Genomic DNA, 13,893 nt, shown 5'->3' on the forward strand with positions numbered 1-13,893 from the left:
TTTTTTAATATTTTTATAAAATAATTAAAATAAAACTTTTTAAATGAATCTTTCTAAATAATTTTGTCATTATTTTTATGTTATTTTTATTCATAAAGCTATTGATTATTTATGCATATGATTGTATAATTATAAAAAATGTTTTTTTGAACACAATATTTAATATACATTTCAATATTAATTAAGGGGGCTTTTAAATGAGTAAATTAAATAAAGTTGTTTTAGCATATTCTGGAGGATTAGATACTTCAATAATTATTCCTTGGCTTAAGGAAAATTATAACTGTGAAGTTATCGCAGTCTGCGGAAATGTTGGCCAAAAAGATGAATTAGATGGATTAGAAGAAAAAGCAATAAAAACTGGGGCATCAAAATTATATATAGAAGATTTAACTAAAGAATTCGTTGAAGATTACATCTTCCCTACTATTCAAGCTGGAGCTATCTATGAAGGCAAATATCTTCTTGGTACTTCTTTCGCTAGACCACTAATAGGAAAAAGATTAGTAGAAATAGCAAAAGCTGAAGGTGCTGATGCAATATGTCACGGATGTACTGGAAAAGGTAATGATCAAGTAAGATTTGAATTAGCTGTTAAAGCCTTTGATCCAGATATGAAAATAATTGCACCATGGAGAACTTGGGATATTAAATCAAGAGAAGAGGAAATTGCTTATGCAGAAGCAAAAAATGTTCCTATAAAAATAAATCATGAAACTAATTATAGTAAAGATAAAAACATATGGCACCTAAGTCATGAAGGATTAGATTTAGAAGATCCTAAAAATGAACCTAAATATGATGAAATTTTAGAGCTTTCTAACTCTTTAGAAAAAGCACCTAATGAACCAACATATATTACTTTAACCTTTAAAAAAGGTAACGCCATTGCATTAAATGGAGAAAAAATGGATGCTGTTGCTTTATTAGATGAATTAAATAAAATTGGTGGCAAAAATGCTATTGGTATAACAGATATGGTTGAAAATAGACTTGTTGGTATGAAATCAAGAGGTGTATATGAAACTCCAGGAGGTACTATTCTTTATAAAGCACATAAAGATTTAGAGGAACTTTGTTTAGATAAAGAAACTTCTCATTATAAAGAACAAATATCATTAAAATTTGCTGATTTAGTTTATAACGGTCTTTGGTTTACTCCTCTTAGAGAAGCTTTATCTGAATTCGTTAAAAAGACACAAGAAACAGTAACTGGAGAAATTAAATTAAAATTATATAAAGGAAATATTGTTAATGCAGGTATGACTTCTCCTTATTCATTATACAGCGAAGAATATGCTACTTTTGGTGAAGATGCAGTTTATAATCAAAATGATTCCGCTGGATTTATAACACTATATGGTCTTCCTACTGTTGTTAGAGCTAAAATGTCTAAAATGTTAAAGAAAGAGGTTAAATAATTATGAAGCTTTGGGGTGGACGATTTAAAAAGGGTACTGATAAATTAGTTAATGATTTTAATTCGTCTATAAATGTAGATTCAAGAATGTATAGAGAAGATATTGAAGGCAGTTTAGCTCACGCTGCAATGCTTGGAGAACAAAATATAATATCAAAAGAAGCTAGTTTAAAAATCACATCAGGTCTTTTAGAAATTTTAAAAAGAATGGACAATGATGTTATTAATGTAGATTTAACCTCTGAAGATATTCATAGTTTTGTAGAAAGTACTCTAACATATTACATTGGTGAATATGGAAAAATGCTTCACACTGCAAGAAGTAGAAATGATCAAGTAACATTAGATTTAAGATTATATCTAAAAAAGGCACTTGTAAACTTAAAAAAAGATATTTTATATTTAGAAGAAGTTTTATTAGAAAAGTCTAAAGAACATATAGAAACTATAATGCCAGGATATACTCACATGCAAAAAGCACAACCAATAACATTTGCTCATCATCTTTTGGCTTATTCTGAAATGTTTAAAAGAGATATTGGTAGAATAAATGATGCTTACAAAAGGGTTGATGAAATGCCTTTGGGTAGTGGAGCTTTAGCTACTTCTACTTATCCAATTGATAGAAACATGGTTGCTAAAAATCTTGGCTTTTCTAAAATTACATTAAATAGCTTAGATTCTGTTTCAGATAGAGATTATGTAATTGAAACTTTATCTGTACTTTCTCTAATAATGATGCATTTATCTAGATTTTCTGAAGAAATTATTCTTTGGTGTACAGGAGAATTTAATTTCATTGAACTTGATGATGGTTACAGTACTGGAAGTAGTATTATGCCGCAGAAAAAAAATCCAGATGTTGCTGAATTAATAAGGGGTAAAACAGGTAGAGTTTATGGTGATCTCATAACACTTTTAACTGTAATGAAAGGTATTCCTTTAGCTTATAACAAAGATATGCAAGAAGACAAAGAAGCATTATTTGATGCTTTAGATACTGTTACCTTATCACTAAAAACTTTTTCTGGAATGATTAAAACCATGAAAGTAAATAAAGATAACATGAAAAAAAGTGCAGCATTAGGTTTTACTAATGCAACTGATTTAGCTGATTATCTTGTAAAAAAAGGATGTGCTTTTAGAGATGCACATGAAATAGTAGGAAGAATAGTTCTTCAGTGTATAAAAGATACTAAAATGATTGAAGACTTAACTCTTAAAGAATTAAAATACTACTCTCCTATTTTTGAAGATGATGTATATAAAGCTATAAATTTATATACTTGTGTAGAGGAACGAAATGTAATAGGTGGTCCTTCTAGTGAATCAGTAAAATTTCAAATAATGGAACTAAAAAAATTTATACACCAATTCAAAGGGGATGAAATGTATGATTAAAGTTGGAATAATTGGGGCAACTGGTTATGTTGGTGTTGAATTATTAAGAATATTATTAAATCATCCTAAAATAGAAATTGGAGCTATAAGCTCCGTTTCTTTTAATGGAGAGGAAATTGACACTATATATAAAAATTTTTTAGGTAAAACTAATTTAATATGTACAAATATGGATGAAGTTATTGAAAAAAGTAAGGTTATATTTACTGCATTACCTCATGGATTAAGTGAAGGTATAGCAAAAAAAATAATAGGGAATAATAAAATTTGTATTGATATGGGAGCAGATTTTAGATTAAGTAATGAACATGAATATAAATATTGGTATGGAAAAAATTTTTCTGAGCCTGAGCTTCATAATAAAAGCATTTATGGACTTCCTGAATTAAATAAAGAAAAAATAAAAACTTCTTCATTAATTGCTAATCCTGGATGTTATCCAACAAGTATAGAACTTGGCTTGATGCCTTTATTAAAAAATTCTTTAATCGAACCAAAAGGAATAATATGTGATTCCAAATCTGGTACTACTGGTTCTGGAAGATCATTAAGTTTAAATACACATTTTCCTGAAGAAAATGAAAATTTTGCTCCATATAAAATTGGTGAACATAGACACACTCCTGAAATAGAAGAGATACTTTCAACTATTGCTAAAACTAATGTAAGCATTACTTTTACTCCTCACCTACTTCCAATAAATCGCGGAATAATATCTACAATTTATTGTACTCCTAAAGAAAAAGTTGATATTAATTCTATTCATAACTTGTATACAAATTTTTATAAAGATAAAGAGTTTATTCAAGTGTTACCTTTAGGAGATATTGCTTCAATAAAAAATGTGAAATTATCAAACAACTGCCATATTTCACTTCACTTAAATCACAGAAAAGATCAAATAATAATTATAAGTGCAATAGATAATATGATTAAAGGGGCTGCTGGGCAAGCCATTCAAAACATGAATATTGTTTTAGGCTTTAAAGAAAATGAAGGACTAAACTTAATTTCACCAGCATTTTAATAGATTAACAATATTTTTGAAAAGTATAGATATATGCATAAACAAAGTGGACTGAGTAATTGAACTTTGCATATTGCATATATCTACACAATAACAAAATATAAATTAATAATAAAATCATGATTGGCTGTAATCTTCGTTAGAATTGAATTAAGTTTTCTATCAAATATTATGGCTACATTATACAAGGGGGTTATAAAATTGGAATTTAATTATATTGATGGAGGAGTTACTTCTCCTAAAGGATTTTTAGCTTCTGGCATACATTGTGGATTAAAGAAAAGTACTATGAAGAAAGATTTAGCTTTAATTTATTCAGAGGTTGATGCTAACGGAGCTGGAGTGTATACAAAAAATAAAGTAAAAGGGGCACCACTTTATATAACTAAAGAACATTTAACTAATAAAAAAGCAAGAGCAATAATAATTAATAGTGGTAATGCTAATACATGTAATGGTGAAGATGGGTTAAAAAAATCAAAAAAAACTGCCAATCTTCAAGCCAAAGAATTAAAACTAAAAACAGATGAAGTTTTAGTTGCTTCTACTGGTGTAATTGGAGTTCCACTTAATATAGATGCAATAAAATCTGGTATTCCTCTTCTTACAGAATCATTATCTAAAGAAGGTTATCACGATGCTGCATCTGCTATTATGACAACTGATACTTTTCAAAAACAATTAGCTTTAGAATTTTATATAGATAATAAAAAAGTAACTTTAGCTGCTATGGCAAAAGGATCTGGAATGATTGAACCTAATATGGGAACTATGCTTTCATTTATAACTACTGATTTAAATATTTGCCCTAAGCTACTTGATGAAGCATTAAAAACTAGTGTAAATTTAAGTTATAACAGAGTTAGTGTAGATGGTGATACTAGCACTAATGATATGGTTCTTATTTTAGCTAACGGTCTAGCAGAAAATAAAATTATTAGAGAAAAAAATAGTAATTATGAGCTTTTCTTAAAAGCACTAAATGATTTAAATATAAAACTTGCGAGAAAAATAGCTAAAGATGGCGAGGGAGCTACTAAATTAATAGAATGTAAAATATTTGGTGCTTCTACAGAAGAAGATGCTGTAAAACTTGGTAAAAGCGTAATAAATTCTAATTTAGTTAAAACAGCTATTTTCGGTAGTGATGCTAATTGGGGACGAATTTTATGTTCCCTTGGTTATGCAAAAGTTGATTTTAATCCTGAAAAGGTAGATGTCTATTTCGAAAGTTCGTCTGGCTCTATAAAAGTTTGTGAAAATGGGTCTTCTTTGCCTTTTGATGAAGCAAAAGCAAGAGAAATTTTATTACAAGATGAAATTATAATTAAAGTAAATTTATTCTTAGGTGACTTTAATGCATGTGTTTGGGGATGCGACTTAAGTTATGATTATGTAAAAATAAATGGTGAATATAGAAGTTAAAACGTGATTGCATCATATTTTAATAAACTTAGATTGTATCACCTTTAAATCTTGAAAATTTCTATAATTTCTTGAACATTAAAATATAGGGGGCGATTTTAAGTGAATCATAATGAAAGAGCTGAAATATTAGTAAATGCATTACCTTATATCCAAAAATATTATGGAAAAACCATAGTTGTTAAATACGGTGGAAATGCAATGATAAGCGATGAACTAAGAGAAACTGTTATAAGCGATATAATTTTAATGAAATGTGTTGGTATAGATCCAGTTGTAGTTCATGGAGGCGGACCTGATATTTCAGACTTCTTAAATAGATTAGGTGAAAAAAGTGAATTCATAAATGGATTAAGATATACAGATGAAAATACAATGGAAATAGTACAAATGGTATTAGGCGGCAAAGTAAATAAAAACTTAGTTTCTTTAATTGAAAAATTTGGTGGCAAGGCCATTGGACTTTGTGGTATGGATGGCTCTCTTATAAGAGCTAAAAAAATAAAAAAAGATGTTGACTTAGGTTATGTTGGAGAAATAACAAATGTAGATACTAATATATTAAAGACTGTATTAAATGCAGGCTATATTCCTGTTGTAGGAAGTGTTGCTTTAGGCGAAGATGACAATAAGGCATATAACATAAATGCTGATATATGTGCATCAAAAATTTCTTCTACATTAAATGCTGAAAATTTAATATTACTTACAGATGTTCCTGGGGTACTTAAAGATTCTAAAGATCCTACTTCTCTACTTACTGTACTTAGGTTACATCAAATTCCAAAACTTTGTTTAGAGGGTATTGTACAAGGCGGAATGATACCTAAAATTGATTGCTGTGTTGAAGCAATAAGAATGGGAGTTCAAAGAGCTCATATAATTGATGGACGTGTTCCCCATTCACTTATTTTAGAATTATTTTCAAATGAAGGTATCGGAACAATGATTTATTAAAATTACTTTAGGGGGCTATTACTATGAATTATAATTTTAATGAAGCAAAAACTCATTTAGTAAACTCTTACAACTTTTTAGAACCTGTAATGTCTTATGGTGATGGAGTTTATCTTTATGATACAAATAATAATAAATATTTAGATTTTACAAGTGGAATTGGTGTAAATAGTTTAGGCTACAATCACAAAGATTGGGTTGAAGCTACAACTTCTCAATTAAAAACACTTCAACATAATTCAAACATATTTTATAACAATGCTACTATTAAATTAGCAAAAAAATTAACTGAAATATCTAATATGAGCAAAGTATTTTTTGCAAATTCTGGTGCAGAAGCTAATGAAGGAGCAATTAAACTTGCTAGAAAATATAGCTACGATAAATACGGTAATGGTAGGAATAAAATTCTTTCATTAGTACAATCATTTCATGGAAGAACTATAACTACATTAAAAGCTACTGGACAAGAAAAATTTCATCAGTACTTCTACCCCTTTACAGAAGGATTTGATTATGTAAAAGCTAATGATATAGAAGATTTTAAGAATCACCTTACTTCTGATGTTTGTGCCATAATGCTTGAAGCAATTCAAGGTGAAGGTGGTGTTCTTCCTCTCGATAAAGATTTTATACAAAAAGTTGTAAAAATATGCAATGAAAATGATATTTTAATTATATTTGATGAAGTTCAATGCGGAATTGCTAGAACTGGTAAAATGTTTGGATTTAATAATTTTGATGTTAAAGCAGATATAGTTACTGTTGCTAAAGGTTTAGGCGGAGGATTACCAATCGGTGCTGTTCTTTGTTCTAAAAAAGTTGAGAATGTTTTTACTCCAGGTGATCATGGTTCAACCTTTGGTGGAAACCCAGTTGTCTGTTCTGGTGCATTAGTTGTATTAGATAATCTTTGTAATAAAAATTCATTTTATGAAATATCTGAAAAAGGAAATTATGTTAAAGATATATTAAAACAATCTAATAATTCTCATATTTTATCAATTAGAGGTATGGGATTAATGATTGGAATTCAAACCGATATCTCACCTTCTTTAATTCAAAAGGAAGCTCTAAAAAAAGGGCTTCTTGTATTAACTGCTGGAAAAGATGTAATCAGATTATTACCACCTTTAGTAATCTCTAAAAGTGAATTAAAAAAAGGATTAGATATTCTGCTTGATGTATTAAATATATAACTACTTCTATATTTTAAATATGTGTTGATATATACATAATCAAAACGGACTGAGTAATTGAACTTTGCCTATTGCATATATCAACACTCTCCTGAAACATAGCCAAAAATTTATAATTATTAAACGGAGGTATATTTTATATGAAAAAAGATTTATTAAAAATGGATGATTTATCTAAAGAAGAAATTTTAGAAATTTTAAATTTAGCAGATCAATTAAAATATGAACAAAAGCATGGAATAGAACATAAGCATTTAAAAGGGAAAAGTTTAGGAATGATCTTTGAAAAATCTTCAACTAGAACTAGAGTTTCTTTTGAGGTTGGTATGTATCAATTAGGAGGAAATGCATTGTTTTTAAGTAATAGAGATTTGCAAATAGGGCGTGGGGAACCTATTGAAGATACTGCACGAGTTTTATCCAGATTTCTAAACGGAATAATGATCAGAACTTTTTCTCAAGATGGTATTGAAACTTTAGCTAAATATTCATCAATACCTATAATAAATGGCTTAACTGATAATGAACATCCATGCCAAGTATTAGCTGATTTAATGACAATTAGAGAATATAAAAATATTCTTGAAGGTTTAAATGTTGCATTTATCGGTGATGGAAACAACATGGCTAATTCTTTAATGATTGGTTGTCTAAAAGTTGGAATGAATTTTTCAATTGCTTCACCAAAAGATTATACAATAAATGATACTTACTTATCTAGAGCTAAAGATATCGCAAAAAAAGAATATGTTAATTTAAATATTACTACGTCTCCTTTTGAAGCTGCAAAAGATGCTGATGTAATAATTACAGATGTTTGGGCAAGTATGGGACAAGAAGATGAACAAACTTTAAGGCTAAAGGCATTTGATGGATTTCAAATTAATGATAGATTAATGAGTTTTGCTAAAAATAATGCAATTGTTCTACATTGTTTACCTGCTCATAGAGAAGAGGAAATTACAGCAGAAGTTTTAGAAGAACATTCAGCAGAAATATTTGATGAATCTGAAAATAGACTACATGCGCAAAAAGCTGTACTTGTTAAATTGATGAAATAATTATTAAAAATATTTTTTACTAAAAGAGATAGTTAAGTTTTAATAAGCTTAGCTATCTCTTTTAAATATACCATTTTCTATTATTTTACATTTCCATTGCATAATTATGTACATTTGTGTATACATGTATATTACCAAATATGATATAATTTACTATATAAGTAATTTTTATAATAATATAAAAAAAACATAACACACTAATAATATATTAAAAAATTCATACTAAATTTATATACGTTATAGTAAACTACATAAGTTTATATTAATTAAATTAATGTGGTGTTAGGTGGTGATTAAATGAAAAAATTTATTAATAGGAACATTCTAAATAAAAAAGTAACTTTAAACTTAATTGTTTTTTGTTTAATTATATTTTTTTTATCAATTGTTTCATCATTGCGTTTTAAACCAGATTATAAAACTAAATACATTGATGATAATGCAATAACTTTATCAGATAATTGGAATTTAAAAACTTTACATAACAATACTAAAACTATTGTTAACTTTCCTATGAATCTTAAATATCATCACAATAATACTTATTCTTTTTCTAAAGTATTAACTGAAGATTTAGATGAAAACTTTGATACATTATGTTTACGTATAGGTTTCTCCAATGTAAATGTATTCTTAGATAATAATTTAATATATACTTCTAATTTTGGTGATTATGAAAAATTAAGCAATAAAGGCTCTAACACTATATATATGATACCTTTAGGTCGCAATCTAAAGGATAAAGAACTTAAATTTGTTGTTGAAATGAAATCAAATTTTTCATTACCTTATGATATTAAAACTCCAATAATAGGTACTAAAACTTCTATAATTCATAATTTAATTTCTTCTCAAGTATTAAATTATGTAATTATTTTTTTGCTTATAACTTTTACCTTATCAATATTTGTTATATCCGGAATTGCATTTTATAAAAGTCATAAGAATATATTTCACTTACTATATATAGGTATATTTGCATTGTTATCTTCTATATATGCAATTTCAGAAACAAATATTATGCAAATATTAATTCCAAATACTTATTTGCTTAATAATCTAACATTTATGTCTTTAATGTTAGTTGGAATTCCAATAGTCATGATAATGATAGAAACTACAAATAAAAAGTATACAAAACCCTTATTAATAACTACTTATTCAATGATTATTAATTTTATTATGCAATCATTGCTTACTCTATTGGGTATATTAGATTTAAGAAGTATGCTAATTATTTCTCATATATTAATAATGTTAAATGGTATTTTATCACTTTATATTATGATTTTATCTTGGCATGATAGATCTTTTAGTAGTAAATGTTTTACTATTTCAATAGTTCCTATGATAATTGGTACATCAATAGATATAGTATTATTTTATGTTCATATACCACATTACTACGGTATATTATTCCAAGCAGGTGTGTTGATATTTATAGTAATACAATTATGGTATGTTATTAACAAATACTTTCATTATTATAAATTATCTATTAAATCTAATGTTTATGAAAAAATGGCTTTTACAGATACAATTACAGAACTTGAAAATAGAGCTGCTTTTGAAAAAAAGATTACTTTTATAGATAATAACATCACTGACTTTTCTTCAATTTGGTGTATATCAATGGATTTAAATAACTTAAAGTTTGTTAATGATAACTTAGGTCATGATAGTGGAGATACCGTTATAATTTCATTTGCTAAGATTTTAAAAGATACATTTAATAGTATTGGTAGTTCCTATCGTACAGGTGGAGATGAATTTATTGTTATTGTAAAGGATATTTCTCAAAGTTCCTTGGAAAATAAAATAACTGATTTATATAATTCTATTAATAAATTCAACTTAAACTCCAATTTAAAAATAAGCGTAGCTTTAGGATATGATAATTTTAAAATTAATGAAGATAATAAAATAACTGATTTGTTAACAAGAGCTGATAAATTAATGTATATAGATAAAAGAGAAACAAAAAAAATTTTATATAATAAATATTTATTTTAATATATTGTGTGAAAACAAAGTGGCTACACCACACTTTGTTAGTTGAGGGTTGAAAGTTTTGCTTAAAAGTCATCAAGACTTTCTAAAGAATATGTATTTTTTTAATCCAATTACGGAGTTTTTTCTTCAACTCCCTACTTTCCACTTTCAATTCTCAACTAAATTTCTTCTAAGCTTAAATTTGATTAGTTTTCTAAACTATAAAAATTTTATAACTTATTTTATTTCTTGTAAATTTAATATTACTTTTCTATATAATTCATAACATTTTTTACAACTAAATTTATTGTTCCATCACCATTTCTTTGAATTTCAAATTTACTTTCATCATGATATACTTCCTCATTTAAATATATATCAATTTGTTTATCTATATTTAATCTAACTCTTTTTAATTTTTTTTCTACCCAAGTCTTGTCAACTACTACTTCTCCATCTAAGCCCTTTCCTTTAACAAAGCTAGAAAAATTCACTTTTTCTTCTGAGTTTTCCTTAAAAAGCTCTTGTGATAATTCATCTATATTAATACTATCTTCTTCTTTTAGTTTACTTTTAACTGTTGTTCTAATTTCCTCTGCCTTTGATGCATCATTGGATATATTTTTTCTAGTCCAATCCTCTGTGGCTTTTAAAAATGTCTTTGTCATATCTCTTTCATTAGTAATAACTTTAGCGTATAAAAAATCATTAACAAAATAGTTTATTCCAAGTTCATTATCTTCTTTGCTTTTTCTTTGTTTATCTAATATCATTAAGTTAAATCTATCGTCATCTCTAAAAGGCTTTATGAATGCCGCTTTTTGTATTTTTTGACCGCCACCTGGAAGTCCAGCACTTTGAGGCACTATTCCTATTCCTATTTTTTCATCTATAAACTGAATTTCATGGGTGAAATTCTTTATGTAATCCAATTTAAGAACACCTATCATAGGACCTTTATCTGTAGTTATTGATACTATTATCAAATCACATGATTCTATATTTTCATCCATCTGCATAATTACAAATAGCTGTCTTGCCAATTTTTTTGATAAAGTAATAAAATCATCATCTATTCCATTTAAATAATCTTGTACAGATTCTCTAACACTATTAGTTCCTTGAATAAATACACCTGATTTTAATTCTTCATCCTTAAAACATTTTTCTAAATGCTTATATAAATATTTATATATCTCATCATTTAATTCCAATGTAAATTCATTTAGGACAGGTTCCGATGCATTTCTATCCAATATATGTATTACTGCTTCATTTATATTAATTTCATTTATATATTCCATGATTATCTACTCCCTATATAATTAATTATTAGCATAAATATCAAAATAATTCTTATGATACTAGCATTACTCAGAATTATATTATAACATTAAATTATAAAACTAGATTTTTAAAACATAAATTTTAATTTGCATTAAAATTTTAATATAGGAGGAGTATATATGCAAGAAATTGAAACTAGAATTATGGATATAGATATAGACAATATTAGAAAAATTCTTATAGACAATGGAGCAGAAAATATAAAGAAAGAAGATCAAATTAATGATATTTACGATTTTGAGGATGGAAAACTTTTAAATAATAAAGGGTATGCTCGTATAAGAACAGTAACTGACAACATAAATAATAAAGTAGTTTATTATATGACAACAAAAAAAATGCTTTCACAAGAACGCTTTAAAGTCATGGAAGAAAATGAAGTTATAGTTAATGATAAAAAAATGGCAGAAGGTATTTTTTTATCTTTAGGATTAAAATTAAAAGAATCTAATAAAAAATATAGAGAAAGCTATAAAATATTTAATTCATTAGTTGAAATAGATATAAATGAAAAGAAATTTTGCCCTTTTCCATATTTAGAAATAGAAACAACTTCTGAAGAAAATTTAGATAAAGTAGTTAAATTACTAGGTTATACTCTAGAAGATACTACTTCTCAAACGATTTACGATATTTTAGCAGAAAGAGGCTTTACACCAAATTCCCCCAAAGGAATTTAAAAAATAAGTCCAAGCTGGTGACAGTCACCAGCTTGGACTTTTATTTACTGATTGTCTCAATTTGACATTAGAAGCAAGCTAAAATGGGCTATACTCATTTTAGCATTCCTAAGTTTAATTACTTAGTCCATTTTACTTATGTATATATCAAAACCTTACTAAAACACAGCCTTATCTTTTTATTACGCTTAAAATTTCATTTTGTTCTTTTTCTACATCTGGTACATAGCTCTTTAATAATGTGAAGTTTCCTATTAATTCATATTCTCCCATAGTTGCAGGTATGAATATACTATCTCCCATAGCTATCTTTTCTTCACCATTTTTATATTTTATAGTTCCGCAGCCATCTACACATGTAAATAAATAAAACCTATCTTCATCACTTTCCTCTTTAACATAATTATTTATTTCATATTTTTGAATTGTGAAATAATCACTTAAGCAAAGATAAGTTTTTTTATAATTTTCTTTTTCTATTAAAATTCCTTTTGAGTTCTTTCCTTCTAAAGAAAAATCAATAACGTCTAGAGCTTTCTCTACATGTATTTCTCTGCCTCTATTATAATCATAAACTCTATATGTAATATCACTACTTTGTTGAATTTCTGCTATTAAAACACCTTCACATATAGCATGAACCAATCCACTTTGTACATAAAAAAAGTCACCTTTTTTTACAGGTATTTTATTTAAATATTTATCTAAATTTCCGCCTTTAATAGCTTTTTTAAATATTTCTTTATCGCAATCCTTTGTGCCAACTATTAAGCTTGCATTTTCTTCAGCATCAATAACATACCATGCTTCAGTTTTACCAAATTCATTTTCTACTCTATTTGCATATTCGTCATTTGGATGAACTTGAACTGATAGTTTATCTCCAGATGTAATTAATTTAATTAATAAAGGGAATTTCTCTATATCTATTTTTTCGCCAATAAGTTTTTCTTTAAATTCATTAATTATCTCATCAAATTTTTTACCTTTTAAGTTTCCATTTTCTACTTCACCTACTCCATTTGGATGACATGCAACATCCCAGCTTTCCCCTATCACTCCATTTGGAATATTGTTTCTAAATTTTTTTAGAGCATTTCCGCCCCATATTCTATCATAGTATAAATTTTTAAATTTAATTGGATACATATTGTCCTCCTATCGAATATATTAGTATTTCTAATCATTATAATTATATTATATACTAACTATAATATAATAAAAATTTCTTATATATTAAAAAATGTGAATTCCGAAGAATTCACACGTTCATTATATAATTAGGCTCTGTTTTAAATGCGTGTTGATATATGCAATATGTAAGGTGGCATTGTAATTGGACTTTGAGAATTCTTAATGAGTATTGTCCTATTTACTGCTTGTC

The 13,893-nt window shown here is 26.8% G+C and carries 11 protein-coding genes; 9 read left to right on the forward strand and 2 right to left on the reverse strand.

Features of this window, described 5'->3' with window-relative positions:
* Positions 1–197 precede the first annotated feature (197 nt).
* From RGC78_RS07795 to RGC78_RS07830, 8 genes are all read left to right on the forward strand, one after another.
* Entirely contained in the window at positions 198–1,421 is a 1,224-nt protein-coding gene (locus RGC78_RS07795) for an argininosuccinate synthase (RefSeq protein ID WP_252211864.1), read from the forward strand.
* 2 nt (positions 1,422–1,423) lie between these two features.
* Positions 1,424–2,821 carry an argininosuccinate lyase gene (argH, locus tag RGC78_RS07800; RefSeq protein ID WP_309556366.1) on the forward strand — a complete coding sequence of 466 codons (1,398 nt, stop codon included), beginning with the start codon at positions 1,424–1,426 and terminating at the stop codon, positions 2,819–2,821.
* Positions 2,814–3,848: an N-acetyl-gamma-glutamyl-phosphate reductase gene (argC, locus tag RGC78_RS07805; RefSeq protein WP_252211862.1), complete on the forward strand. Its 1,035-nt coding sequence runs from the start codon at positions 2,814–2,816 to the stop codon at positions 3,846–3,848. The genes argH and argC overlap by 8 nt, the downstream gene beginning before the upstream one ends.
* A gap of 201 nt (positions 3,849–4,049) precedes the next feature.
* Positions 4,050–5,273, forward strand: a complete 1,224-nt coding sequence (gene argJ, locus RGC78_RS07810; protein WP_309556367.1) for a bifunctional glutamate N-acetyltransferase/amino-acid acetyltransferase ArgJ — start codon at positions 4,050–4,052, stop codon at positions 5,271–5,273.
* 102 nt (positions 5,274–5,375) lie between these two features.
* Positions 5,376–6,230 (forward strand): acetylglutamate kinase, encoded by an 855-nt coding sequence (gene argB, locus RGC78_RS07815; protein ID WP_309556368.1) that lies wholly within the window; start codon positions 5,376–5,378, stop codon positions 6,228–6,230.
* A 23-nt stretch (positions 6,231–6,253) separates the two neighbouring features.
* Positions 6,254–7,429 (forward strand): aspartate aminotransferase family protein, encoded by a 1,176-nt coding sequence (locus RGC78_RS07820; RefSeq protein WP_309556369.1) that lies wholly within the window; start codon positions 6,254–6,256, stop codon positions 7,427–7,429.
* A gap of 140 nt (positions 7,430–7,569) precedes the next feature.
* Entirely contained in the window at positions 7,570–8,490 is a 921-nt protein-coding gene (gene argF, locus RGC78_RS07825; protein ID WP_309556371.1) for an ornithine carbamoyltransferase, read from the forward strand.
* Positions 8,491–8,787: 297 nt separating this feature from the next.
* Positions 8,788–10,503 carry a sensor domain-containing diguanylate cyclase gene (locus RGC78_RS07830; RefSeq protein WP_309556372.1) on the forward strand — a complete coding sequence of 572 codons (1,716 nt, stop codon included), beginning with the start codon at positions 8,788–8,790 and terminating at the stop codon, positions 10,501–10,503.
* 242 nt (positions 10,504–10,745) lie between these two features.
* Here the strand turns inward: RGC78_RS07830 and RGC78_RS07835 are convergent, their stop codons facing one another.
* On the reverse strand, positions 10,746–11,786 hold the full coding sequence (locus RGC78_RS07835) for a nucleoid-associated protein (protein WP_252211856.1): 1,041 nt from the start codon (positions 11,784–11,786) through the stop codon (positions 10,746–10,748).
* A gap of 162 nt (positions 11,787–11,948) precedes the next feature.
* Here RGC78_RS07835 and RGC78_RS07840 point away from each other — a divergent pair, with 162 nt between their 5' ends.
* Positions 11,949–12,509, forward strand: a complete 561-nt coding sequence (locus RGC78_RS07840) for a class IV adenylate cyclase (RefSeq protein ID WP_252211855.1) — start codon at positions 11,949–11,951, stop codon at positions 12,507–12,509.
* A gap of 171 nt (positions 12,510–12,680) precedes the next feature.
* Here RGC78_RS07840 and RGC78_RS07845 read toward each other — a convergent pair whose 3' ends face one another.
* Positions 12,681–13,658, reverse strand: coding sequence for a type I phosphomannose isomerase catalytic subunit (locus RGC78_RS07845; RefSeq protein WP_309556374.1), 978 nt, complete (start codon positions 13,656–13,658; stop codon positions 12,681–12,683).
* Between the last annotated feature and the right edge of the window lie 235 nt (positions 13,659–13,893).

It is taken from the genome of Clostridium aquiflavi (assembly GCF_031344075.1).
Taxonomy (GTDB): domain Bacteria; phylum Bacillota; class Clostridia; order Clostridiales; family Clostridiaceae; genus Clostridium; species Clostridium aquiflavi.